Origin of the sequence: Micromonospora inyonensis (genome assembly GCF_900091415.1) — a bacterium.
Taxonomy (GTDB): Bacteria; Actinomycetota; Actinomycetes; order Mycobacteriales; family Micromonosporaceae; genus Micromonospora; species Micromonospora inyonensis.
In genome coordinates, this window is the sequence record NZ_FMHU01000001.1 from 230,651 (window position 1) to 255,970 (window position 25,320).

General features: G+C 71.7%; 15 protein-coding genes and 1 pseudogene (1 of these 16 running past the window's edge). 1 reads left to right on the forward strand and 15 read right to left on the reverse strand.

What is annotated here, in order from left to right:
* The 4 genes from GA0074694_RS00835 to GA0074694_RS00850 form a co-directional block, all read right to left on the reverse strand.
* Positions 1–5,639: the start of a toxin glutamine deamidase domain-containing protein gene (locus GA0074694_RS00835; protein WP_091450922.1), read on the reverse strand. Its footprint begins 51,691 nt before the window's first position; the window shows 5,639 of its 57,330 coding nt (coding positions 1–5,639); it begins with the start codon at positions 5,637–5,639; the stop codon falls past the left edge of the window.
* A 97-nt stretch (positions 5,640–5,736) separates the two neighbouring features.
* Complete coding sequence (locus tag GA0074694_RS00840; RefSeq protein WP_091450925.1) at positions 5,737–6,078, reverse strand: hypothetical protein; 342 nt, start codon at positions 6,076–6,078, stop codon at positions 5,737–5,739.
* A complete protein-coding gene (locus GA0074694_RS00845; protein WP_091450928.1) occupies positions 6,075–6,497 on the reverse strand; it encodes a YbaB/EbfC family nucleoid-associated protein in 423 nt (140 codons plus the stop codon). Before GA0074694_RS00845 ends, GA0074694_RS00840 begins: the two co-directional genes overlap by 4 nt.
* Positions 6,498–6,585: 88 nt before the next feature.
* Positions 6,586–9,528 (reverse strand): hypothetical protein, encoded by a 2,943-nt coding sequence (locus GA0074694_RS00850; RefSeq protein ID WP_141713937.1) that lies wholly within the window; start codon positions 9,526–9,528, stop codon positions 6,586–6,588.
* A gap of 46 nt (positions 9,529–9,574) precedes the next feature.
* Between GA0074694_RS00850 and GA0074694_RS33515 the strand changes: the two genes are divergently transcribed.
* Complete coding sequence (locus tag GA0074694_RS33515) at positions 9,575–9,700, forward strand: hypothetical protein (protein ID WP_281189537.1); 126 nt, start codon at positions 9,575–9,577, stop codon at positions 9,698–9,700.
* Positions 9,701–9,917: 217 nt separating this feature from the next.
* On the opposite strand, the gene GA0074694_RS00855 is transcribed toward GA0074694_RS33515, so the two are convergent.
* The 11 genes and pseudogenes from GA0074694_RS00855 to GA0074694_RS00905 form a co-directional block, all read right to left on the reverse strand.
* Positions 9,918–10,289: a hypothetical protein gene (locus tag GA0074694_RS00855; RefSeq protein WP_091450935.1), complete on the reverse strand. Its 372-nt coding sequence runs from the start codon at positions 10,287–10,289 to the stop codon at positions 9,918–9,920.
* Positions 10,290–10,491: 202 nt separating this feature from the next.
* Entirely contained in the window at positions 10,492–10,779 is a 288-nt protein-coding gene (locus tag GA0074694_RS00860) for a WXG100 family type VII secretion target (protein WP_091450939.1), read from the reverse strand.
* A 69-nt stretch (positions 10,780–10,848) separates the two neighbouring features.
* Positions 10,849–11,166, reverse strand: a complete 318-nt coding sequence (locus tag GA0074694_RS00865; RefSeq protein WP_091450942.1) for a WXG100 family type VII secretion target — start codon at positions 11,164–11,166, stop codon at positions 10,849–10,851.
* Between the two features lie 118 nt (positions 11,167–11,284).
* On the reverse strand, positions 11,285–12,616 hold the full coding sequence (gene eccB, locus GA0074694_RS00870) for a type VII secretion protein EccB (protein WP_091450948.1): 1,332 nt from the start codon (positions 12,614–12,616) through the stop codon (positions 11,285–11,287).
* 1 nt (position 12,617) lies between these two features.
* Positions 12,618–13,997, reverse strand: a complete 1,380-nt coding sequence (eccD, locus tag GA0074694_RS00875; protein WP_091450951.1) for a type VII secretion integral membrane protein EccD — start codon at positions 13,995–13,997, stop codon at positions 12,618–12,620.
* 95 nt (positions 13,998–14,092) lie between these two features.
* Positions 14,093–14,551 (reverse strand): annotated as a pseudogene (locus tag GA0074694_RS00880) (transposase); the annotation flags it as partial.
* Between the two features lie 109 nt (positions 14,552–14,660).
* The gene (locus GA0074694_RS00885) at positions 14,661–15,095 is read right to left on the reverse strand and encodes a hypothetical protein (RefSeq protein WP_091450955.1); all 435 of its coding nucleotides are present in this window, start codon (positions 15,093–15,095) and stop codon (positions 14,661–14,663) included.
* Positions 15,096–15,110: 15 nt separating this feature from the next.
* Positions 15,111–17,204, reverse strand: a complete 2,094-nt coding sequence (locus tag GA0074694_RS00890) for a hypothetical protein (protein ID WP_141713938.1) — start codon at positions 17,202–17,204, stop codon at positions 15,111–15,113.
* Positions 17,201–21,172 carry a type VII secretion protein EccCa gene (gene eccCa, locus GA0074694_RS00895; protein ID WP_091450961.1) on the reverse strand — a complete coding sequence of 1,324 codons (3,972 nt, stop codon included), beginning with the start codon at positions 21,170–21,172 and terminating at the stop codon, positions 17,201–17,203. Before eccCa ends, GA0074694_RS00890 begins: the two co-directional genes overlap by 4 nt.
* A gap of 117 nt (positions 21,173–21,289) precedes the next feature.
* Positions 21,290–21,799, reverse strand: coding sequence for a hypothetical protein (locus GA0074694_RS00900; RefSeq protein WP_176737738.1), 510 nt, complete (start codon positions 21,797–21,799; stop codon positions 21,290–21,292).
* Between the two features lie 30 nt (positions 21,800–21,829).
* Positions 21,830–25,297, reverse strand: a complete 3,468-nt coding sequence (locus GA0074694_RS00905; protein ID WP_091450967.1) for a right-handed parallel beta-helix repeat-containing protein — start codon at positions 25,295–25,297, stop codon at positions 21,830–21,832.
* Between the last annotated feature and the right edge of the window lie 23 nt (positions 25,298–25,320).

Below are 25,320 nucleotides of genomic sequence, written 5' to 3' on the forward strand. Positions count from 1 at the left end.
CCGGTGGCCGGGTCCGCCTCGGGGGTGTCGACCCCAGCACGGGGCTCCGGGCCGATGTCATGCGGAGCACCGAACAAATGGTGGATCCGCATCGACAGGGACAACCGCGAAGCGATGACGTGCGGAACCACATGCGCAACGTCGAAGTCGCCGGTCTGGTCGCGCACGATCTTGTTGAGCCATTGCCGGTGCAGGTCCTCCCGTCGCTGCTCGGACATGACCTCCGGATACGGAAGCAACCCGCTGAACTCCGACTCGCCACCCCGGCGAAGATCAGCGGCCAACTCGCGGGCCACCCACGCGCGCAGCCCAGAAACGCTGCGATCGACCCCCGCAGCCTTCAACTTCTCGTCGAAGCGAAGCAACACCGCGTCGTAGAAGTCGTTCGGCCTCGGAAGGTCAGCCGAGAGATCGACCCCGAGCACGTCGCGCGTCCACTGCACGAACTCCGCCGCGACATCGCGGACTCCACCCGCCTCACCACGGGTTCCCACGGCCGACAACTGCGCGATCGCCGAAGCCACGGTCCGCTTCCAGTCCTGCGAGACAGCCCCGGCCCCACCGACCGCCGGTGCCCCACTCGACCCCGGGTCCGGCCCGATTCGTGCGGGGTTCTCCGGCAGGGTCCCGAAATCGCGCGCCAAATCCTGCTGGTCCCACACTGCCAGCAGCTGCACGGCTCGGCGCGGGTCGGCATCCGCCAGCCAGGGGGTGCCAGCCACCGATGCCTGCATAGGAATCTCCGCCCACGGACTCCCGGAGTCGACCGGGCCGGTACCCGCCGGCGGCTCCCCGTCCTCGGACGTCGGTGAATCGACCCCTGCCGGCACGTCCGACTCGACCTGTTCGGGTTCAGCCAGCCGATCGACGTCGGACACCGGTGCCGGCGAATCGACCAACGCCAGCGGATCCCAATAGTCGACCTGGCCGGACTCCGCCCGCCAATCGACGCCAGACAACCCGTCCAGCGGCTCCCAGGGGTTGTTCAGGTCGGCATCCGCCAGCCAACCGGCGCGGGACTGCGATGCCAGCGGATCCGAGGGGTCGACCGGCTCGGCGCCCCTCGGCGTTTCCCCGTCCATGTCGGACGCCGGTGATTCCCCTCCTGACAACAGGTCCGACTCGACCGGATCGACAGCCCCCGGCGGCGCCCAGCCCTCCGGGAGCACCGCCGGCGGTGTGCTCAGATTCAGCCCGCTCAGATCCGGGTGCGCGTCTTGGAATCCCAGATCAACAAACTCCGGGCCGCTGCCAGGCGCGTCGTCCATCTCCGCCAGCGGATCCGAGGGGTCGACCGGCTCGGCGCCCCTCGGCGTTTCCCCGTCCATGTCGGACGCCGGTGATTCCCCTCCTGACAACAGGTCCGACTCGACCGGATCGACAGCCCCCGGCGGCGCCCAGCCCTCCGGGAGCACCGCCGGCGGTGTGCTCAGATTCAGCCCGCTCAGATCCGGGTGCGCGTCTTGGAATCCCAGATCAACAAACTCCGGGCCGCTGCCAGGCGCGTCGTCCATCTCCGCCAGCGGATCCGAGGGGTCGACCGGCTCGGCGCCCCTCGGCGTTTCCCCGTCCATGTCGGACGCCGGTGATTCCCCTCCTGACAACAGGTCCGACTCGACCGGATCGACAGCCCCCGGCGGCGCCCAGCCCTCCGGGAGCACCGCCGGCGGTGTGCTCAGATTCAGCCCGCTCAGATCCGGGTCCACGTCTTGGAAGCCCAGACCAACAAACGCCGGGCCGGTGCCAGGCGCATCGTCCATCTCCGCCGGGTCAAACGGCTGCCCGGGGGAGGCGGCGTCCGCCTGCATCGCCTGGGACGGGCCGCGTGGCGGGGTGGTGGAGGCGAGCAGGATGGCGTTGGGGTCGATGCTGGTCGTGGTGGTCGGCTGCGGGTGCGCGGTGGTGGGGTCGGGAAGTAGGTCGGCGATCGTGGTGGGTCGCCCGGTGCTGTCGAACGCGGCGAGCCGGGTGCTCGAGGCGAACAGGTGCCGGAGCCAGGGGTCGCGTAGCGGGTCGGTCGGTTCGGGTCGGTCCTCGGCGCCGGGCACCAGGCCGTCGCGCACCTTGATCGTCGGTGGTCCGGATGGTTGTGGCTGGCTGTGGAGGGCGAAGACGTGTTGTGGCTCGTTGGGTGGTGCGGCCCTGACCACGACCATCGAGCCCGGTGCCGCCCGCAGCGCGGCGAGCACGTCCTCCGGGGTGACTCCGTCGGGGTGGGCGACGCGCTCGGGTGTCGCGTCGAGGATGTCCAGGAGTTGCGGCCAGGTCGTGGTGGGTGCGAGTCGGCCGTCGGGTCCCATGTTCCGGTCGTCGAGGACCGCCCGGTTGCCGGGCCGTCCGTAGGCGGTGGTGTAGGCGTCGAGGGTGGCCTGCACGCACCACCACCACGGGTCGCGGCTGTTGTCGGGGCCCACCGGGGTCTGCTCGATCCAGTCGGCGACCCGCCGCGCGGACTCGGCCGCCTCGACGGACTGCCCCATTGCCGCGACGGGCTGCCCGGTTGCCGCGACCGCCGGCTCCGGTGCCGTGTTGGCCGGCTCGCGGCGTCCGCCCGGGTCGCCACCGACCGGCTCGTCCAGCGAGGACACGTTGCTGAACGAATCCCTGCCGCCGACATCGCGCCCGACCGGGCCGCCGCTGATCAACCCGTCCCGCGAGGAGGCGTCCCTGAACGGGTCCGTGTCCCTGAATTCGCGCTTGGCCGCCTCACCATTGTCCGACTCGTCGAGGGACGAGACGCCACTGACCGAATCCCCGTCGATGACGTCGCGTTTGACCGGGTCGCGGCTGGTCGGCTCGTCCCACGAGGAGAGATCGCTGACCGTCATGATCTCGTCGCGGTCGGTCCGACCGTCCTGCGAGGAGAGGTCACTGACCGTCATGATATCGTCGCGGTTGGCCTGATCGTCCTGCGAGGAGAGGTCACTGACCGTCATGGTGTCGTTGAAGCTGCTGTCGCGGCTGAAGATGCCGTCGCTGGGGACGGAGAGTTCAGTGACCGACGTCTGGTCGCTGGCGTCGTGGTGGTCCGGCGTGCCGTCGGTGCGGGGGACGACACCACCCGGCACCGTACCGCGGACGCCGGCCGCATCCGGCGTGCCCGGAGTGCCGGGCGCACCGGGCGTGCTGGGCGTGGCCGGCACGCTGGGCGTGGCCGGCACGCCGGGCGTGCTGGGCGTGCTGGGCGTGGCCGGCGCGCTGGGCATACCCGCCGTGCCGGGGGTGGCGGTGGCCTGGGCGAGTACCTGGTGGTATCCGTTGACCCAGTCCTGTCGGAAGGATCCGGCGAGGGTGTCGTCGCTGGCCGGTTCGACGCCGTGCTTCCTGGCCAGGGCGGTGAACTGGGTTTCCGCCAGGCTGGTCGCTGCTGCGGTGTGCTGCTCCGGGGTCACCGGCACCGTCGGTACGTCGGTGCGCCCGTCTGCCCGGGTGTCCGTGCCGGCCGGGGTGGCCTCCGGTGCGGTGGTGTCGGGGATGACCGCGGCCGTGAAGCGGGCGGGTAGGTCGGTGACCACCTGTCGGACCACGTCCGCCACGGCGTTGACCTGCGCGGCGTCCGGACCGGCCACCGCAGCCGACGGCACGGTGGACGGCATGGTGAGTGGTGCGGTGGGTAGCGGGTTGGTGCCGAGGATCGCGTCGAGGCTCCGGTCCACGTGACGCGCGACCTCCGCGCGCACGGCGTCCGACGGCACCGCCGCCGCCCCGGCGGCCCCCGGCACGCCCGCGCCAACCGGCACACCAGCGGTCCCCGGCGTACCGACGACCGCCGGCACGGCAGCACCGCCCGGCACGCCACCCGCCCCCGGCACCTGAACGGCCCCGGGCAGGACCAGTCCGCCTTGCAGGGTGACGGGCGTCGGTGTGCCGGTGGTGAGGTACTGGTCGATGTGGTGCTGGGCGGCCAGATGCACGGCCGAGCGCAACGCCTGCCGGTCGAACTCCGCCGGCAACGCGGCGACGACCTGCTCCGGCCGTACCACCGCCGGGATCTGCCCGCCCGCCGGGATCTGCCCCGCGAGGGCTTCGGTGATGCGGGCGACGGCCTGGTCCCGGACCCCGAACAGGTACTGCTCGGTGAGCGCGGTGGCGGGTAGGCCGATCCGGGACAGGAAAGCGGGAACGGTCGGGTCGTTCTGCCGGGCGTCGGCCCACTCGGTGAAGACCTGCTCGACCGGCACGGGAAGCGCGGCCAGGAACTGCCGCGCCTGCCCCGTCCCGGCCAGCAGCCCACCGTACTGGTCCACCAGTTCCCGCTGGAACCGCTGCCACTGCTCCACCACCGGCGCACCGGCGGCCACGACCCACTCCGGCACCGGTACCACCGGCACCGTCGGCGCAGCCGGCACGGGCACGTCCGGCACCGACCACGACGGCACCGGCAGGTCCGGCACCGACCACGACGGCACCGGCAGGTCCGGCACCGACCACGACGGCACGGACAGGTCCGGCGGCGACCACGACGGCACCGGCGGCACCGGCTCAGGCGCCACTGGCGCCGGTGCCGACAGCGACGGTGCCGACACCAGCGGGACAGGCACCGGCGCCGGCCCGCCGGAGCCCGCACCGGCCGGATCGCCGACCTCCGGCTGATACGCCGACGGGTCCGCAGTGACCGGGATGGGCGGCGGCACCGGCGCCACCGGCCTACCGTCGGCGGTGAACCCGGTGCCACCGGGCATGTTCCACCGGGGCCGGGTCGGGTTGAACCCCAAACCGACCGCGCCACGACGCGCACCCATCCCGGCCGCCGTCCCGGCCAACTCACCCGACCCCGACAACGCCCCGGAAAGCGCGTCCGGCCCGACACTGCCCGTGTCGTAGTACCCGTCGACCATCAAGCCGGCGGCGGCACCGCCGACCACCTCCATGCCGACTTCCGACACCGGCACCATCATCAGACTGGTCAACAGGTCACGCGTGGAACCCGACACCCCGAGGTGCGCCAGACCACCACCCACGGCACCGGCGAACCGGCCCAACGCCGGCCCGGCCGCCGTGGTGACACCCGCCACCGCCAACCCGTACAACGCCTGCTTGCCGACCTGCGCCCAGTCGACCCCCGGCATCAGACCATCAGCCAGCATGCTGATCTGCGCCAACAACGACGACCCCGGCATGAACAACATCTGGATCGCCGTGCTGCTCGCCGCCGACCGCACCATCGACGACCGCAGGATCGTCTGGATGATCGTCCGGGTCTTCACGATGTGCGCCGCCGCCTCCACCGGCAGGAAGAACGCCATCGCGAACGCGACCGCCAACTCCGTCATCATGAAGATGAACATGACCAGCGCCTGACGATCCGTCAGCTCCATCTGGTTCAGGAAGCCCCGCATCGCCTGGGCCGCGTTCACCTTCAGATCGGCGACCCCGTCCAACAACTCCACGAACGGAGCGGTCTGCGCCACGAACCGGTCGTAGACCTCACCCTCCCCCGCCGCCCGAACCGCCTTGATCGCCTGGATCAGCTCCGGAACCAACAGGGTCCGCACCCGATCCGCCAGCACCTCCAACGCGTTCAGGTCGTACGCCAACATCGGCAGATTCGACCGGTGCAACCGCATCCCGGTGAAATTTTCCAGGGCCTGCTTCGACGACTCAGAGAGCCCCACGGAAGGAACGGCGACCTCACCCATCGCGCAACGCCTCCGTTCCCTGCCCCTGGTCGCTCAGTGCGAATCACTCAGCGGCGCAGACCACCGCCCCGGCCCACGGTCATCTCGTCTCCGCGGATCAACCCCGCGTGCCACCGCTCATGTCCGGGATCATTTCGGTACCGGTGGCCTCGGTGTTCTCCCCGACACGGCGAACCAGGTCCAACTTCTCGCCCTGGAATCCGGCGGCGTGAGCCAGCTTGGCGTACGCCGCGAGCACGATGCCCGCGAGCACTTGCTGCACGGCCGCGCGGGCCTGCAGGCTCAGTTCGTCGTCCGCGGGGACGCCGGCCGCCCACCGGCACTCGGCGATCTGGCGCACCGGGTCCACCGTGCCGATCAGGTGGTCCTTGAACTGGCCCACCAACGGCACCTGCTGGGCCAGGGCATCCCCGTTGAACTCGATCCGTGAGCCGCTCATGACGCCGCCGGCCCGGTCCGCCGGTCGGCACCGCCGGAAACCATGCTGGCGATGCCCTCGACAAGTTCCTCGATGCTCCCGGCCGACTGCGCGGCGTCGTCGAGGCCGGTGAGGTGACGCGTCAGCTCGGCGGTGCCGGCCATCGTCTTGCGCTGGGCCTTCTCGCGGGCGGTACGTGCCGTCGTCACGATCAGGTCGGCCAGCTCGGCTGGCGCGAGTCGCCGGTAGGCGTCCCCGTTGAAAGTGATCCGGGTCAGCTCGCCGTGGCCACCCACGGTCACCGACAGCAGCTTCTTCTTGTCCTCCACGGTGGTCTGCGCCCGGGCCACGCGCCGGCGTACCCGGTCGGCCGCCTCGTCGACGTCCTTCAGGGCCGCACGCATCTCGGCCAACAGTTCCTCATCGCCCAACAAGCTCATCCCGACTACCTCCTCTTCTATCCCACGGGTGATCTGCGGCACCGGGTTTACATCGGTGCAATAGTGTTGAACGGCCGGGGCAACAGTGTCAACGGCCCCGGTACCGGCGGCGTTCGTCCTGGCTGCCGGGACGCTCGTCGGTCGGCATGCCGAACTCGTCCTCCTCGACCCGGGTGTCCCGACCGCGCCGGCCGATCACCGCGGGCGCACAGTCGGGGTCGGTGCCCCAGACCTTCTCGTCCTCCTTCAGCCAGGTGCTGCGCTGGCGGTCACGGTCCTGCCCTTGCTGGGGTGCGCCACCCATGCCCGGCATCATCGGGGGCATGAACGGCATCCCACCGCCCGGCGTACCGCCGCCCGGCATCCCACCGCCCGGCATACCGCCCCCGCCGGGCTGCGGGAGACCAGGACCGGCACCCGCGCCTGTATTCAGGTTGGTCCCGACCGGGCCTCCGACGGGCACCCCCAGCTTGTCCGGGTTCAGCGCCCCGGGCGAGCCGGATACGCCCGGCACCGCCGACAGACCCCCGGTGCCGACCTGCACCCCGGGAACGTGCGGGAAGCTGGCCGAGCCGGGTCTCGTGACGTCACCGAATGCCGGAGGGGCGGTGATGCCCCCGGTCATACCCGGCTTCGGCGACACGTCCTTACCGTCGACCGTGGTCGGGAACGCACTCCGGTCGATTGGTGCCGACGGCCCGGTGTCGGGCCACGGCAACCTGCCCGCGTCCAGGCCCGGCACGGACCCACCCCCGCCGGAACTCCCCGACGGGTTGGGCGGCAGCCCGAGTTTCGCCCGCTCTTCCGGCGACAGCGGGACATCGTCCAGCAGGCCGCCGCGTTGCAGCGCGTCGAGCTGATCCGGATTGAGCTGACCGAGACTCGTCGCACCGCCCGGCGACAGACCGTTCTTCCGCAGGTGGTCAGCCTGCTCAGCCGTCAGCGGCACGTCGTCCAGCAGCCCCGCCCCGTCCAGCCGCTGCAACTGGGACGGCGTCAGGTCACCCAACGACTGCGGCCCGTTCAGGCCGAGCTTCGCCCGCTGGTCGTTGGTAAGGGGGGTCTCGTCCAGCAGCCCGCCGCGATCCAACGCGTCGAGCTGATCCGGGCTGAGCTGACCGAGACTCGTCGCACCGCCCGGCGACAGACCGTTCTTCCGCAGGTGGTCAGCCTGCTCAGCCGTCAGCGGCACATCGTCCAGCAGCCCGGCCTTGTCCAGTTGCTCCAACTGGGACGGCGTCAGGTCACCCAACGACTGCGGCCCGGACGGCTTGCGGTTGAGCCCGAGATTGCTGGTCGGCAGGGAACTGCCCGCGCCACCGCCGGTGAACGGATTCTCCAGGCCACCGCCGGCAGACGGGGTGAGCGGTTTGGGGGTCGGAATGGGGGGAAGCCCGTTCGCGCCACCGCCGCCAACCGCAGCGTCCAAGCCGCCGTTGGCGAACGGATTGCCCGCGCCACCGCCCTCGGACGGCATGCCCGACTTGACCTTCAGGTCGGTGGGAAGGCCGCCGCCGACGCCACCACCGAACGGATTCTCCGCGCCACCACCAAAGGAACCATCCACGCCATTGGCGAACGGATTACCCGCACCACCACCGGCGCCCGAGTTGGGCATCAGGCTGGCGGGAAGGTCGCCGCCGGCGCCACCACCAAAGGAACCACCCAAGCCATTGGCGAACGGATTACCCGCACCACCACCGGCGCCCGAGTTGGGCATCAGGCTGGCGGGAAGGTCGCCGCCGGCGCCACCACCAAAGGAACCACCCAAGCCATTGGCGAACGGATTACCCGCACCACCGCCCTCGGACGGCATGCCCGACTTGACCTTCAGGTCGGTGGGAAGGCCGCCACCGGCGCCACCACCGAACGGATTCTCCGCGCCACCACCGAAGGAACCACCCAAGCCATTGGCGAACGGATTGCCCGCACCACCACCGGCGCCCGAGTTGGGCATCAGGCTGGCGGGCATGAAAGCACCGCCACCGGTGCCGTTGGCGAACGGGTTACCCAAGCCGCCGTTGGCGAACGGGTTACCCACGCCGCCGCCGTTGGGGAACGGGTTGCCGAAGTTCGCTCCCGCGTTCGCGAACGGGTTACCCACGTTCGCGAACGGATTGCCCATGTTCGCGAAGGGGTTACCCACGTTCGCGAACGGATTGCCCATGTTCGCGAAGGGGTTACCCATGTTCGCGAACGGGTCGCCCCAGTTGGCGAAGGGGTTACCCATGTTCCCGAACGGGTTGTTGGGGAATGCGCCGTTGGGCATCCCCACGTCGTTGGGCATCGGATTGGGCGGCACCGGCTTCGGGTCGGTGATGCTCATCGGGTTGCGCGCCTCGGCGAACACCGACACCAACTTCTTCGCCGCGAGCACCGCCGGCTCGAAGGTCTTGAGGGCGTTGTCGGCCCACATCTGGCGCAGATGCTGGTCCAGCTTATTCCACTCGGGGATGCTGAACGCGTCGAATGGGTGATATTTTACCCATGCCGGCGGCGTCCACATGATGGGCAAACTTCCGTCTCGTCCGCCGACCCGTTTTCCCTGGTTCGACTGCTCCCCGGTGTCGGCGTACTGCTGGCCCAGGTCCCAGGCGTTCGACTGGCCGTCGTGCAGGTCACCGAGTTCAAGAGTGCTCTCGTTGAACATCTGGGCGATGACCCGGTACGGGTGCTGCCAGATGCCGGCCGGGTGGATCGAGGACCACTTCTCGAAGGTGTCGGCCACCGCCGTGATGAAGTCCCTCATGGCCTGCTCGACCTGGGCCAGCGTGGTGTCCCACTGCTTGGCCTGGGGCATGATGTCGGCGAGGTACTTGTTCGCCTCCTGCACCCGGTGCCGCCAGGCCGATTCGGCGGAGCCCTTGAAGTCGGGGCTCTTGGCGTTCACCGACTTGACCTGATCGGTCAGCTCGCCCGAGATCCCCAGCGCGTGGGTGGTCAGGTTGGCCAGGATCTCGCGGACCGACCCGATCGAGTCCGGGTCGAACGTCTTGTTCGGCCCGGCCACCTTGGGCAGGTCGGCGATCATCCGCTCCCACGCGTTGCCGAGCGAGACGACCGGATTACCGTCGGCGTTGGTCGAGTTCCCCGGGTCGGTGGAGTTGTACTTCTGCCCCTGGGTGTCGTCCCTGCTGGTCACCCCCACCCACACCGTCACCCGGGTGATGTACTTGGTCGCCCCGCTCTGCCTCCACTTGTAGAAGGTGACCGCGTCCTTGTTGTACTCCGGCATCCACCCGCCGGGTTCGGAGTTCTTGAGGGTGCTCGTCTGGGTGATCAGCCAGTAACCGGGCCCCTTGATGCTCCGCGGTCGGAAGTTGTCGTTGATGGAAGCCTTTTCCCCGCCCTCTCCACCGCCGAGCACCAGCCCCAGAATGCTCGCCAGGGCATCCTCGAACGTCGCGGTGTTCGCCATGACTAACCCCCGGCTTTGGGCATGAAGTACTCGAACTGCTCGGCGCTCAGCGTGCTCGTCTGCTCGACGGCGTCGGAGTCGGCCAGCAGGAACTTGATGCCGTGCTCCAGGTTGTTGATCTCGGTTCGCGCGCCCTTGAACCGGTTGGACAGGCCCGCCCGGACGACGTCGATCACCGCCGTCAGCTCCTCCGCCTCGGTGAAGCCCTTTCCGCCGAGGCGCAGCTTGAACGGCTTCGTGATGTCGACCGTCGAATCCGGCAGGGAGCCGTACGGGTAGACCTTGCCGTGCATCAGATCGATCTCGTCGACCTGCTTGGTGTAGGTGCCGTGCAGCTTCCGCAGGTAGCTCTCGTTGATGACGATGTTCTTCATCGTGTTTCCTCTCGAATGGAGACGGGCCAGCGGGACTCGGCTGTCCGGACCCGATGAATCCGGAATCCGGACGAGCCCGTGGACAGCGGTGGGTCAGACGCGCTGGTCCACCCGGCGGTGCGGCGGACCAGCGCGCCTGACCCGGTATCGGCTCGGCGGAACTGCCGTCCCGACCTCGTGCGAGGTCAGGTTCGGCGGGGTACTAGCTGAAGATGGCCGCGCCCCGGTTGTCGCCGTGCTGGTAGTTGACGTTGATCTCCTGAAGGCGCGCCTGCCCCAGGGCCAGGGCCGCCCTCATCTCCTGCTGACCCTGGTTCCACAGCGCCTGGGCGGCCTTGTAGGCCTCCGGCGCCTGACCGTTGTTGGCCGCGGTGAACCTATCCACCGAGGCCTGGAGGGTCGCCAGCGACTGGTCGAGCTCGCGGGTCTCCCTCGCCATTTCGTCGGCGACGGTCTGAACCGCGGCGGGGTTGATGCTGTAGTTGGCCATTCTCGGCCTCCTTGTCGTTCGTCGGTCCGGGTTTCGTCGGCCCGGCTTTTACAGGTAAGGGCTCGGCGGTCAGCCGACGGCCCATTTGCCGGACAGCAGGGCGCTGTCGTCTTCGGTCGTGGTGGTCACCTGCGAGTACTGCTGCATGTGCTGGTTGAGCATGTCCAGGCCCTGCTGGACCTTCTGGAAGCCGTTCAGCCACTGCTGGACGGCCTGCTGGAACCGCGGCGCGGCCGAGTCGCTCTGCCACTGGGCGGACAGGTTGCTGCTGGCGGCCGTGACGTTGGCCTGGCTGTTCTTGGCCTCGGCCTGCGCCTGGCCGAACGCCATGACCATGCCCTTGATGGTCGCCTCATCGGCGACAATTCCCTGCATGTTGATTGGCATGACTCTCCTTGTCTTCTATCGGTCGTGTTGTTGCGATAGGTGGGACGTGTGCTCGTATCCGCCTCGTCCGCCCGGAGGGGCGGGCCGCTTGGCGGGACGTTCGGGTACCCCTGCGGCATCACCTCCCTTCCGGCCGGACCAGCGCCGGCCCGGCAGGCAACATGGCGACCAGCGCGGTGGGCATGACCACCGCCTGGTTGAGGGAGTAGCCCAGGGTGGTGACGTCGCCGCCCATGATCGGGTAGGCGACCCCCCGCTCGTTGACCAGCAGGCCCTGCTGCCGCCACCGGTCGGTGTCGGCGTCAGCCGGGGGCATCAGCAGCGCTCCCCCGCCCGACGGCACCCGTACCGTCACGGCGGTCTTCCCGCCGCTGCCGCCGGTCGGCATGCCGGTCCCACTGGCCACGACTACCGTCGGCTTCTCGCCGACCTGGCCCGCGTACTCCACGCAGACCGCGGCGTCCTCGGGCATGGACGGTGGTGCCGGCGGGGTGGCCGGCAGCGTGGTCAGTGGGCGCACCGGGCTGCGCTGGCCGGCGACGGCCAGATCGGCCGCGCTGATGGCGGTCTCCGTGGCCGCGCCCGGCGTGGCCCGCCGCAACCGGTACTCGGTCTCGGTCAGCGGGGCCAGTCCGTCGGCGGTCATCAGGTAGTGACCGACCGTGCCGTTGCCCATGTCCACGGCGAACATCTGGCCGATCGACGTCGGCCGGCCGGCCACCTTCGGGCCTGCGCCGCCGGCCCGAGCCACCTTCGGCGGGCCGACCGTGCCGCCCAGCGGTATCGACTCCAGCCAGGCGGTCGCCACCGGTACCGGAGCGAGCAGCCCCAGCCCCAGCACGTCGGCCATCCACGGCTGGGGAAGGAGCAGCCGTCGCCCGCCCCACAGCAGGTAGGTCTTGCCGCCCGCGGTGACCGGCAGTGCCTGCCCGTCGGCGAGCGGATCGGGAGCCGCCGGCACGTCGACGTCGAGCACGACCCGGCCGGTGTCCCGGCTACAGGCCCGCCACACGCCCTGGTTGACCCGGTTGGCCGCCGGCAGCACCTGCGGCCCGGCCGGGATGCCCACCGCGGGGCCCTGCGGCACCTTGGCGAGTTTGGCTGAGGACACGGTGACCGGGGTGAGTCGACCGCCGGCCAGCAGGGTGGCCGTCGCCACGTCGTTGACCATGCGCAGCTGGCCGTCGACCAGCACGTACCGCGCGCCGGTCGAGGCGTCCACCACCAGCATCCGCGGCTGCTGCCAACTGGTCGAGCCCGATCCCGGCAGGAGGGCCCAGATCGCGACCCCGGCCAGTACCAGGATCCCGAGCACGAGACCGGCGATCGTGCCGGTGCGGTCCCGGCGGGTCGGGGACTCGGCGGTCTCCGGCTCGGCCCGCACCAGCGCGCCGGTCACCCGGGTCATCATGTACCGCTGGGCGTCCACCTGGTCACGACGCGACGACATGTCAACCCACCCGCGCCCGGATCACGTCGATCAGGCCGGTGATGACCACGACGGTCGGCCCGAGGGCGGCCACCATCGCGGTGTGCGCCAGGTCGCCCATCCGGCCCCAGATCGGGTTGAACCGCCGGCCGACCGGGATCCGCGCGGCCACCCCGCACGCCACCGCCAGGACCAGGCAGCAGCCGATGGCCAGTTGGGCGGCGAGCGGACTCCGGTCCGTGGGGGCGGTCAGGCACCAGGCCGCCATGGCGACCAACGCCGGACCGGCCAGCGCCGCCCGGTGCCAGATGCTCGTCATGGGGCGGGTGACCAGGATCTGGGCGACGGCGGTCAGCCAGGCGGCCAGCGGTGCGGCCCAGCCGGGTGCCGTCGCCAGCCACACCATCGCGGCCCCGGAGACCAGTCCGAGCGCCGCGTACAGAGCGGTCATGAACTGGTCGGCGGCGGCGGCCCGGGTGAGCACCGCGGCGGCCGGTTCCGGGTCGATGTCCTTCTGCAGGTCCGCCGGCTCGACGGGCATCTCCGGCAGGGCGAACCCGGCGAGCTTGAAGGCGGCCGGCGGTATCGCCGGGCGCAGCGCCGTGGTCACGACGACCGTGATCGCGGCGATCGTGGTCCAGTCCAGCGTGGCCCTGGTGTGCAGGGCGAACGCGGCGACGACCAGCAGCCATGCCGCCAGCAGGCCGACGGTGACCTGCCGCCAGCCGGTGCGCGGGAAGACGAACGCGGCCACCAGCAACGCGGCGACGGTGCCGGCGGTGGCAGCCAAGAAGATCAACCGGGGTACGGCGACACCGGCGACCGCCTCCAGCGTGGCGACCACCGTACCGACCACACAGGCGGCCCCCAGGACTCCGGCCGTAGCCCGGTCGGCCAGCTTGCGCACCACCGCGAAGCCCGCGACGAAGCACATCCCCGCCATCGCGGCGAGCAGCGCCGGGTTCCGGGACTCGGCCGGCCACAACCGCGCGGCGGCCAGCCAGACGGTCAGCCAGACGGCCAACAGCAGCAGGGCGGTGACCCTCGTGGTCTGCGGACGCCACAGCCCGGACCGCTTGCGGATGCCCGCCGAGACGCCGTCGACCAGGTCGTCGTAGGCCAGCGGCGGGATCTGGTCGGTACGCGGGCGTACGTGCACGACCTCGCCGTCGAGCAGGTCGAGATCGCCGACGGTGCGCGACTCGTCGAAGGCCGGTCCACCCAGCCGCTGCACGATCCAGCCGCTGTGCTCCAGCCCACGATCGGCGAGGTCCGGTCCGAGCGCGCTCAACAGGGCCGGCATCATGTCGGCCAACGGGATGTGGGTGGGCAGACTCACGTCGACCTGACTGGTCGGTCCGACGACCAGCAGTCGGCAAAGTTCCCCGCGCTCGGCGCTCATATCCCGAACACGTGTGCACGGTCACGGGAGTTCACAAGTTTTTCGGCCGCACCGATTGCTACCTCCCGGGGCGGCGGGCAGCAGCCGGGCCGGGACCGTGCAACCGGCACGAACCCGGCCGTCGGGTCGGACCGTTTGCCCTGCTCGACGTCGATACCGTTCACCGTGCCGTGGATCTGCACGTCATCTTCGAACCCGGCGTCGACCCACGCCTTGACCACCGTCGGAGTGTGTGTCACCACGTTGTCCAGCAATCGCACGCCGATCGCGTTGTCGGTGACCGACGCGGCGGTGACCACCACCGCGATGATCATCCCCAGGGCGTCGACCGCCAGGCCCCGGTTACGGCCCGGTACCTTCTTCGCGGCGTCCTTGCCGGTCGTGGCGGCCGGGACGTGGGTGGCCGCCCGGATCGACTGGGTGTCCAGCACCACCGCAGTCGGGTCCTCCGCACGGCCCGCCTTCTCCCGCGCCCGGCAGCGCAGCAGATCATGGATCACCTGGTCGGTGCCGTCATCGCGGCACAGCGCAAAGTAGTAGTACGTCGCGGACTTACGTCTTCCGCTGGGCCGGTGCCGGCCCAGCGGAAGACGGACAAGTCGCCGCAAAGGCGCAATGCCAGTCAGCTCAGGCAATGCCTGCGGTTAGCGAGCCAATTGACGGTCACTCACCTTCGGTCCGTCCGACCGGGGCGAACGGCTTCTGGACAACCATGCCGCTCCTGAGTTGGCCGGGGAGAGGCTGTTCGCCGCCGGCCGGCGTGGCCCAACTGCCGGCCTGCATGGCGTTGTCGTCTTCGGTCGTGGTGGTCAGTCGCGCGTACTGCTGCATGTTCAGGTTGAGCATGTTCAGGCCCTGCTGGACCTTCTGGAAGCCGGCCAGCCAGTTGTCGACGGCCTGCTGGAACTTCGGCGCGGCCGCGTCGCTCGCCCACGAGGCGGCCAGCGCCTGGTTGGCGGCCACGACGTTCGAGTGGCTGTCCCTGGCCTCGGTCTGGGCCTGAGTGAACGCCATGACCATGCCGGTGATGGTCGCCTCGTCGGCGACGATCGGGAGTGTGTTGCCTTGCGTGACGTACCCGTACTGTTGCTCTGCCATGACTCTCCTTGCTCGTCATCCGGCGCGCGTCGCCGGAAGGTCCGTGACGTGGTCGCGCCCGCCGCGTCCGTCCGGCGGGTCGGGCCGCGGCGGCAGCAGCCGGGCCGGAACCGTGCGCTCGCCCAGGAACCAGTACTCCCGGCCGGCGGCCTCCGGTCCGGCTGCCTCGGCGTCGCCGGAGTGGGCACCGGAACCGAACCAGGTGGCGGGTGTCGCGGCACGGTCCAGCAGCGCCTCCGCCTCGGGCGGCAGTACCACCACGTCGAGGGTCTGGTCCTGGTTGCGTCGCCGATCGGTGACCGACGTGACCGGGCCGAGGTCGGTGGAGAGGTGCCCGAACGCGAGCAGCAGCGCCGTCCACGCGGTGTCCGGATCGGGCAGCCCACGTACCAACGGGGCGACCGCGGTGAGGCACAGGTCCCCGGAGCGTGACAGGTGCTGCCAGCGCAGCAGGTCCACGCAGGCGACCAGGGTCGGCAGCGGGTCCGGGTCGGGGCAGGCGACCGGCGGCTGGCCGTCGACCGGCGGCAACCAGCTCAGCTCGCTGTGCCCGCGTACCGCCGGCGCCGGCTTGACCAGGTCGGCCGCGCCGATGCCCAGCCGGGCCAGCAGCCAGTGGTGCACCCGCCCGGTACGCATGGCGGTGACCGCCCAGGTCCAGGAGGCCGGCTCCCCCCGCCACCCGGACGCCCCCGCGACCGGCGGCCCGGTCCCGGCCCCCGGGTCCGACGGGGGCGGCGGATCCGAGCCGGCCGGTGGGTCCGAGCCGGCCGGTGGGTCCGAGCCGGCCGGCTGGGGGGTGTCGGCGGCGTACAGGTCGCGCGGGTCGCGCAGGTAGTTGTACCGCGCGCCCTCCAGCCACAGCGCCAGCGCGGGATGCCCGGCCGGGGCCAGGATGACGTCGTTGAGGACGATCTCGTCGGTGAGCGCGTGCAGCGTGAACCCGTGCGTCGACGCGGCCACCCGGTCGAACAGCTCCGGCAACCGGGCCGGCCCGTCGGCCTCCGGCTGCCCGTGCCACCGGCCACGGAACAACCGGTACCCACCGCCCTCGGCCCCCTGGTCCGTCGGATTGCCGGCACCCGGACCCTCCGGGCTGTCGGCCGGCTCGGCCGACGGGAGCGCGGCGTCGGGAAGGAAGTGCAGGTCACCGTCGGCGTACAGGCCGCCGAACCGGTGCACCACCTCGACCCGCAGGTGGTCGCTGGCCGCCGCGAAACCCTGCGGCAACCCCCGGTTCAGCTCCAGGGCGTACGGGCTGTGCAGGGTCATCGGCGCGTTCGCGGGGAACAGTTCGGCCACGCTCACCAGGTGGATGCCGTGGGTGTCGGCCCAGGTCAGCAGGGCGCGTACCGGGGCCAGCGGATCGGGTCGGCCGGCCGGGGCGGGTGGGGTGGCGCGGGCCGCGTCGAAGCGGGCCCGTGGGATGTCCGTCCACAGCACGAAGTCGACCTGGCCGGCGTAGCTGTCGGCCGCCGCGCCGTAGTTGGCCCAGAAGCCGTTCGACTCGGGCAGCGGGCGGCCGAGCCAGATGCCGTGCACGACGTGCGGGATGGCGGTGGTGTCGGGAAGCGGTGGCGTGTGCTCCGGTTGGCCCCAGAGCCGGGCGGTCCCGGCGCGCCGGAACGTGCTGACCCGGCCGGCGTCGGCGGCGAGGGCCGCCGGCTCCAGGTCGGCGGCGCTCGGGGCCGGACGGGTCATGCTCACCCGCCGCAACAGCGGCGCGACCAGGTGCGGGGCGAGACGGCGTACGTCGGTGCCGGCGAGGAACTCCGGTGCCGGCGACAGCCGGCGGGAGCCGAAGACGTCGCCGCCGATCCAGCGGCGCGCCAGGTTCTCCTCGGCCGCCCAGGTGTACAGGGCGGGGTAGGTCATCCGGCGCAGCCAGTCCAGCAGCCCCGTGTCGCAGGGCCACGCGGTCGGCGCGGCCGACGGTCCCGGCAGGCAGGCCAGGGTCCGTAGCCGCCGGGCCAGCTCCTCGGCCGCCGCGTACGCCGCAGCGGGCCCGGCCGGTTCAGCGGGCTCGACCGGCTCGGCCGCCGCGACCGGCCTGCCGGGGCGGGCCGGTGGGGTGGGCGTACGGCGCCGGCGAGTGGCGGTGCGGGTCATCGGTCGGCCCCGGTGGACACCACGGGCCCGGGTACCAGTGCCGTCTGGATCAACCGGCCGCCGCGCCGGGTGCACAGCAGCGCCCGACCCGGGGGCAGCGGACGCGGCTTGATGTTGCCCAGCAGCGGACCCTCCGTCGGCGGGCAGGACAGCGCCACGTCCGGAGTGTTCAGTTCCTGGATGCGCCGCAGCAGCGGGTCCATCGACAACCGCATCGCCCCGGCCGCGGCCCGCGCGACGACCACGTGCAGCCCGATGTCGCCGCCCTGGGGCAGCAACGGGATCAGGTGGGCCAGCGGGTTGTCGGGCCCGGCGAGCAGTTCGTAGTCGTCGACCAGGACGTACAGTGACGGGCCGGACCACCAGTCGCGGGCGCGTAGCTGCTCGGGGGTGATGTCGGGGCCGGGAACCCGGGGCCGGAGGCCGGCCAGTGCCTCGGCGGCGGTGTCCCGGGTGCTGTCCGCCGAGACCGAGTAGCCGAGCCGGTACTCGGCCGGTACGTCGTCGAAGAGCTGCCGCCGGTAGTCGACGGCCATGATGCGCGCCTGGGCCGGAGTGTGGCTGGCGACGATCGCGTGGGCGAGGAGGCGCAGCATGTTCGTCTTGCCGCTCTCGGTGTCCCCCAGCACGGTCAGGTGCGGCATCAGCCGGAAGTCGTGCCACACCGGCGCGAGCTGGTCCTCGTCCACGCCGAGCGCGATGCGGGCACCCTGCGGCGCCGGCAGCTCGGCCATCGGCAGCGAGGCCGGCAGGGTGCGTACCGCGGCGGCACGTTCCCCGGACCAGTTGTCCGCCACGGCGGACACCAGGTGCTCGGTGGCCGCGGCGAGCCCCTCGGCCGACTGGACGCCGTCGATGCGCGGCAGCGCGCCGAGGAAGTGCAGCTTCGCGTCGGTCAGCCCGTGCCCGGGGCGGCGGGGCACCTGGGCCGCCGCACGCAGGTCGATCCCGGACTCCACCGGGTCACCCAGGCGCAGTTCGAGGCGGGTCCCGATCTTGTCCCGCATCGACATGTGCAGCTCCGACCAGCGGCCCATGGTGATCATCACGTGGACCCCGTAGTTCAGGCCACGGGCCGCGATGTCCCGGGCCATCTCCTCGGCCGGCTCGAACTCCTGGCGCAGCACGAACCACCCGTCCACGACCAGGAACACGTCGCCGAACCGGTCCTCCGGGATGCGCCCGTCGGCCTGCGCCTGCCGGTAGGCGTCCCGGCCGTGGATGCCCAGGTCAGCGCAGCGCCGTTCCCGCTCGATCAGGATCGAGCGGACCTCGGCCACCGTGCGGCCCACCCGCTCCGGTTCGTGCCGGCCGGCGACCCCGCCGACGTGCGGCAGGCCGGTCAACCCGGTCAGCGAACCGCCGCCGAAGTCGAGGCAGTAGAACTGCACCTGTCGCGGCGAGTGGGTCAGGGCCAGCCCGCACACCAGCGACCGCAGCAGGGTGCTCTTGCCGCTCTGCGGTCCGCCGGCCACGCCCACGTGCCCACCGACCCCGGACAGGTCCACCACGAGCAGGTCGCGCACCTGCTCGAACGGCTTGTCGATGAGACCGACCGGCACCCGCAGGTACCCCTGGCCGACGTCGATCGGACGCAGCCCGTGCTCGGGGTCGGGCAGCAGCGGCGGCAGCACGTCGTCCAGGGTCGGCGCGTCCTCCAGCGGCGCCATCCACACCTGGTGTGCCGGCGGACCCTGGTCGACCAGCCGGTCGACCAGCGCGTGCAGCACGATGGTGCCGGTGTCGGTCGACTCGTCCGGCGCCGGCTCCGAGGGCGGGCGCGGCGCCGGGACGGCGGGCGCGGCGGCCCCGGCGGTGAACGGGACCACCTGGCTGGCGATCACCTCGCGGTGCAGCCCGGTGCTGCGCACCCGGTGCGGGCCGGACACGTACGCGGCCCGGAACCGGGTGATGCTGGTGACGCTGGAGCGCAGGTATCCGTTGCCCGGATCGCCCGGCAGCTCGTACGCGTCGGGTACGCCGATGACGGCCCGCGACTCCATCGCGGAGAAGGTCCGCAGCCCGATCCGGTACGACAGGTGGCCCTCCAACTGGTGGATGCGCCCGTCCTCCAGGCGCTGGGAGGCCAGCAGCAGGTGCACCGCGAGCGAACGGCCGAGCCGACCGATCATCACGAACAGCTGGATGAACTCGGGGTTGGCCGCGATCAGCTCGCTGAACTCGTCCACCACCACGAAGAGGGTGGGCAGCGGGTCGAGTTCGGCGCCCTGGGCGCGGGCCTTCTCGTAGTCGCGCGCCGAGGTGAAGTTGCCGGCGCTGCGCAGCAGTTCCTGCCGGCGTACCAGTTCCCCCTGGAGGGTGGTCTGCATCCGGTCGACCAGCGCGGCCTCGTCGGCCAGGTTGGTGATGAGCGCGGAGACGTGCGGCAGCCGGTCCAGCCCGACGAAGGTGGCGCCGCCCTTGAAGTCCACCAGCACGAAGTTGAGAGTCTCCGAGGAGTGCGTGGCCGCCAGGGCCAGCACCAGGGTGCGCAGCAGCTCGCTCTTGCCCGAGCCGGTGGCGCCGATCAGCATGCCGTGCGGCCCCATCCCGCCCTCGGCGGACTCCTTGATGTCCAGCTCGATCGGGGAGCCGTCGGCGGCCACCCCGATGGGCACCCGCAGCCGGTCGGCGGGCGAGCGGGCCTCCCAGCGGGCGCGCGGGTCGAAGGTGTCCAGGTCGGGGATGTCCAGCAGGTCGGGCAGGTCGAGGACGGCGTTGAGCCCGCTGGCCGGCTGCTCGCCGGTGACCTTGGTGGCGTGCCGGGCCATGATCCGGGCCAGCGTCCGCAGCCGGGGCAGGTCCAGGTGGTCGGGGGCGGCGAGCCGGGTGCGCACCTCCCGGCCCACGTGGTCCTTCTCGATCATGTCCACGTCGGTGGCGGACACCTCCAGGTTGAGCACGTTGTCCCCGTCGGCGAGGCCACTGCCGTCGAAGTCGACGAGGACGGCGTTGCGGTACCCGGAGACGGTCAGCCGGGCGCCCGGCGGGATGACGCCGCCGTCGCAGACCACCAGGACGAACGGTTCCTCGCGGGAGGGCTGGGCATCGCCGTCGTACCGGGAGCGGCCCGCGAACTCCCCGCCCAGCAGCCGTTCCACCTCTTCCAGCGTGGTGCCGAAGAGCCGTACCGGCCCGGCCACGTCGACGTCGGTGGCGTGCTTGGCGTGCGGCAGCCACTTGGCCCACTCCCACTGTTCGGCCTGCTCGGCGCCGACGCACAGGGCCACCCGCAGCTCGTCCGGGGCGTGGAAGGTGGCCAACTGGGCGAGCATGGCGCGCACCATGCCCCGCGCCACGTCCCGGTCGCCACTGATCCGCACGTGCGCGAAGCCGGGCAGGCACAGCGCGACGGGCTGGTCGGGCACGGTCGTGTAGGCCTTGATGAACCGGCGCAACGCCTTGGCGCACACCGGTTCCAGGTCCTCCACCGGCTTGGTGTCCAGCGGGGTCATCCGCACCGCGAGCCGCTGGGCGCCGGTGCCGACCCGGATCTCGCCGAAGTCCGGATGTGTCGGTCGGCGCTCCCACAGCCGACTGGTCATCGCCAGCGACCACAGCGACTCCGGGTCGGGGTGCCGCCAGGCCAGCGCGTCCTGCTGTTCCGCCGCGTACTGGCGGATCTGCGCCCTGGTCTGGGACAGGTAGCGGAAGTAGTCGCGCCGGTCGCCGTTGATCTGCTGCTTGCGGTTTCCGCCGGTCATCGTCATCTGGAACACGGCCATGGCCAGCATGCCGCCGCCCATCATGACCAGCATGATCAAGCCCATCGGGCCTCTGAGCGAGTTGCTCATCATCATGAACATGAACCCGCCGGTCATCAGCAGGCTCGGCAGGATCATCCCGAGCGAGCGGAACCCGGCGGGCTGGACCTCCGGGACGACCGGCGGCTCCTGCAGGGTGATCTCGCCGTGCGGTAGCTCGGGTCCGTTGCGGCGGGCCGGCCGCCGGAAAGGTCTGGTGCTCACATCCGTTACACGGCTGCGAGCCGGAAAGGGTTGACCGGGACCGGGATCAATACTGTTTGCACCGCGAGACTGCGGAGACGCCGTCGGCCGGGCGGGGCGGGCCGGGCCCGCGGGCGATCAGAAGGACCGTCTCCGCAGGGGAGTTCCCGCCGGCCCCGGCCGACCGTACGACCGCAGCCGCTCCGGCGTAGCGTCGGCGCCGTCCATCGCCGGGAGCACCGGCATGTCCGGCAGCCCGTGCAGGTTGACGTCGACGGCGAAGGGCACCCCGGCCGCTTCCTCCTCCGGGTCACCCGCCGACGCCGGCCGGGTGAGCAGCAGCTTCAGGTCGTCGTGTCCACGGTCACCGTTCCAGTACACGTCCTTGGTCGCGATCGACCGCTGGAACTCGTTGCCGCACCGGACGATGGCACCCGCCTCCACCGAGACGTTCGGCCGCCAGACGCCGTCCCCACGGTGGTGTTCGAACCGCAGCCGCCAGCGCCGCCCGCTTGCGGACGCCGACGTCCCGACCTCCAGTTCGAGGATCTTCTGGACGTCGCCGGAGAACACCAGCCGCTGCCGGTAGAGGGACTCCTTGCCCACCACCGTGATCCGCCACGTACCGCTCATACTCACTGCCGGCATATCCGGGCACCTTCTCTCGTCGCTACTGGATCAGGCGGCCAGGGCTGCCCGTACGTCGGCCGCGTACAGCTGGCGCATGTCGTCGACCGTCGGTGCGGTCGCGCGGCGCAGCCGGTTGGCCTGCTTGGTGATGGTGCGTTCGAGCAGCTGGCGGGCGTACCGGCCGTTGCCGAAGGTCTCGTCCCGGGTCAGGCTGTCGAAGTGCTCCGACAGCACCGGGAGGCAGTCGTTGCTGAAGTCGAAGCCGCTGTCGCGGGCCAGCGTCTGCACGATGGACACCAGTTCCGAGGCGGTGTACGACTCGAACGGGACCTGCCGGCTGAACCGGGAGGCCAGGCCAACGTTGTTGGCCAGGAACCGGCGCATGTCCCCGGTGTACCCGGCCGCGATCACCACGATGTCGTCCCGGTGGTCCTCCATCAGCTTCACCAGCGTGTCGATGGCCTCCCGGCCGAAGTCGTTGCCCTGGCCGGCCAGCGCGTACGCCTCGTCGATGAAGAGCACGCCGCCGCGCGCCCGGTTGAACACGTCGGTGGTCTTGACGGCGGTGTGCCCGACGTACTCGCCGACCAGGTCGGCCCGGGACACCTCGACGAGCTGCCCGGTGCGCAGCACACCCATCGCGTTGAGCAGCTGCCCGTACAGTCGGGCCACGCTGGTCTTGCCGGTGCCCGGCGCCCCGGCGAAGACCAGGTGCCGGGAGATCGTCGGGGCGGGCAGGCCGGCCCGGGTCCGGGCCTCGGTGGAGGCGATCAGGTCGATGACGTCGGTCACCTCGCGCTTGACCGCGTCCAGGCCGACCATCGCGTTCAGCTTCCCGAGCAGGTCCTGGACGACCTGCGCCACGCCGGCCGCCGCCGACGGCGCAGCCGCCTGCTCGCCCAGGTCCTCCGGCAGCAGCCGGGCCAGTTCGAGGTCCGGGGCCTGCGGGTTGTTCGACAGCCGGTACGCCTGACGCCCCAGCATGTCCTCGAAGACCTGGCGCGCCACGCGGGCGTTGCCGAAGGTCTCGTTGCGGGGCATGTCGCTGAAGTGACGCACCAGGGCCTGCCGCGTCTCGTACTCCAGCGCGTAGTGGTGGGCACGGCAGAGCCGCTCGACGATCTCGGCGAGTTCGTCGTCCGAGTAGCTGTCGAACTGGATGGTACGGGCGAAACGGGACTCCAGACCCGGGTTGGCGGCCAGGAAGGTACGCATGTTCGGGGTGTAGCCGGCGACCACCACGACCACCTCGTCCCGGTGGTCCTCCATCAGCTTGACCAGGGTGTCGATGGCTTCCCGGCCGAAGTCGTGGCCACCGCCCCCGCCGGCCGAGAGCGTGTACGCCTCGTCGATGAACAGCACCCCGCCCAGGGCCTCCTCGAACCGGGCGGTGGTCTTCACGGCGGTGCCGCCGACGTGCTCGGCGACCAGGTCGCTACGGGACACCTCGACCAGTTGCCCGGTGGCGAGCACCCCGAGGGTGGCCAGGATCCGGGCGAAGATGCGGGCCACGGTGGTCTTACCGGTGCCGGGCGGCCCGGCGAAGACCAGGTGCCGGGACATGGGCGGTACGTGCAGCCCGGCCTCCCGGCGACGCTTGGCGATCTGGTTGAGCCCGACCAGGGTGGCCACCTCGTGCTTGACGCCGGCCAGGCCGACCAGTCCGTCCAGTTCGCGCAGCAGCGCGGCCACCGGCCCCTCCGGTTCCCCGCCGCCGCCCGTCGCGCCGCCACTCGGCGGCCCGTCACCGGGGCCGGAGCCGCCGCCGGCGGGCACCGCCGGAGCGGGTGATCCGACGTCGGACGGCGCGGGGCCCGACGGGCGGGACCCGGTCAGCTTCCCGGGCGGGGTGACGTCCGAGCCGGTGCCTCCGGTCGGGGCGGGAGCGGACTTCGGGGCGTCGGCCACCGGTGCGTCCGGCCGCCCGGCCCCGAGCGGCGGGAGGGAGACCGGGCGTCCGTTGTGGCCGGTGTCCACTCCGGACAACTCGACCGCGGCGGTCGGGCTCGGCGCGTCCACGGCGACGCCGCCGTTGCCACGCACCACGCCGCCGTGGAGCCGCACCGGTGCGTCGGTCTCCACCACGACACCCGGCCCCTGGTTGCCGACGATCTCGCAGTCCGTGGCGGTGACGGAGCTGCCGGCGCCGGCCCGGATCCCCGGGCCGCGACTGCCGCTGATCCGGCTGCGGGACAGGGTGGCCGTGCTGGGGCCGCCGGTGCGCACGCCCGCCCCACCCGACTCCTCCACGGCCATCGAGGACAGGGTGGGCCGGGCGTTCCCGGCCACCTCCACGCCGACCCGGCAGCCGGTGATCCGGGAGTTGGACAGCACGGTGGTCGCGCCGTCGGCGAGCTTCGCCCCGGCGGTCCGCGCCCCGGTGACCTGACCGTTGGAGAACCGGCCGGCTCCGCCGGTCGCGTGCAGGCCGTAGCGGACGCCCTCGATGGTCAGGCCGTGCAGGTGCGGGTCGGCTTCCTGCTCGATCGCCACGCCGATGGGGACGTCGCGAACCACTACACCGTTCAGCCGCGCCTTCGACCGGCCGGTCAGGAACACCCCGGCGTCGGCGCAGTCCGCCACGGTACCCCCGGTGAGGTGCGGCGTCGCCGTGCCGTTGACCACCACCCCGGCCGCGCCGCAGTCACGCACCTCGCAGTTGGTCAGCTGCGGCGCGGAGATGTCCCGGCAGTCGAGGCCGTGGCCCCGGGCCCGGATGACGCGCGTGTCGGAGAGCGCGGGCGCGGCCTGCCCCATGGTCACCACGGCGTGCACCCGGGCGTCCTGGATCTCGCAGCGCTCCAGCACCGGGGTCGCCCGGTCGCTGACGAGCAGCCCGACCTCGCCGCCGGCCACCGTGGTCCCGGTCAGGTACGGCCGGGCGGTCTGCTGCGCGACGACGGCGTACTGGCCGACCTCGTCGATGCGGCAGTCCTCCAGGCGCGGGGCGCTGGCGCCCACGGCCAGGAGCGCCGCCTCCCCGATCCCGGTGAACGTGCAGTTCCGGAACACCGGGGCGCTCGACCCGGCCGTCATGATCGCGCACTTGGCGATGCCGCTCATCCGTACGCGGGTGTACTCGCCCGCGCCGGCCTCGTGGACGACGCCGGCCCCGCCGGAGTTGCTGATCGTGCCGCCGCGCATCTCCACGGTGCCCCCGCGCACGTGGATCGCGGCCGCCGCCGTGGCGTCGACGGTGCACGCCTCCAGACGGACCCGGCCGGCCGCCACCTGGAGCAGCGGCATCCGCTCGTCGCTGCCACGGATGGCGATGTCCTGGATCAGGATCTCGCCCCCGGCGGCCAGGATGGCCCCGCCCGGGGGCACCTCGATGGTGACGGTGCCCGGTCCGTCCTCGGCGACCAGGACGACGTTCCGGCGGAACAGTGGCGCCTCGCGGTACACGCCAGGGCGTACCGCGACGGTGTCGCCGGGCGCCGCCGACTCCAGTGCCCGGGAGATGTCGGTGAGGCATCCGGTGTCCCTGGCCGACACCGACAGCACGCTGGTGGTCACGGATTCGCTCCTTGCTGACTGTC

Excerpts from the sequence above, each read along its gene's own strand:
- eccD (WP_091450951.1), bottom strand. The coding sequence starts at position 13,997 with ATGAGCGCCGAGCGCGGGGAACTTTGCCGACTGCTGGTCGTCGGACCG.
- GA0074694_RS00900 (WP_176737738.1), bottom strand. The coding sequence starts at position 21,799 with ATGCCGGCAGTGAGTATGAGCGGTACGTGGCGGATCACGGTGGTGGGC.
- GA0074694_RS00850 (WP_141713937.1), bottom strand. The coding sequence starts at position 9,528 with ATGATCGCCGACCTGCCCAAGGTGGCCGGGCCGAACAAGACGTTCGAC.
- GA0074694_RS00885 (WP_091450955.1), bottom strand. The coding sequence starts at position 15,095 with ATGGCAGAGCAACAGTACGGGTACGTCACGCAAGGCAACACACTCCCG.
- GA0074694_RS00855 (WP_091450935.1), bottom strand. The coding sequence starts at position 10,289 with ATGAAGAACATCGTCATCAACGAGAGCTACCTGCGGAAGCTGCACGGC.
- GA0074694_RS00845 (WP_091450928.1), bottom strand. The coding sequence starts at position 6,497 with ATGAGCTTGTTGGGCGATGAGGAACTGTTGGCCGAGATGCGTGCGGCC.
- GA0074694_RS00840 (WP_091450925.1), bottom strand. The coding sequence starts at position 6,078 with ATGAGCGGCTCACGGATCGAGTTCAACGGGGATGCCCTGGCCCAGCAG.
- GA0074694_RS00890 (WP_141713938.1), bottom strand. The coding sequence starts at position 17,204 with ATGACCCGCACCGCCACTCGCCGGCGCCGTACGCCCACCCCACCGGCC.
- eccB (WP_091450948.1), bottom strand. The coding sequence starts at position 12,616 with ATGTCGTCGCGTCGTGACCAGGTGGACGCCCAGCGGTACATGATGACC.
- GA0074694_RS00860 (WP_091450939.1), bottom strand. The coding sequence starts at position 10,779 with ATGGCCAACTACAGCATCAACCCCGCCGCGGTTCAGACCGTCGCCGAC.
- GA0074694_RS00865 (WP_091450942.1), bottom strand. The coding sequence starts at position 11,166 with ATGCCAATCAACATGCAGGGAATTGTCGCCGATGAGGCGACCATCAAG.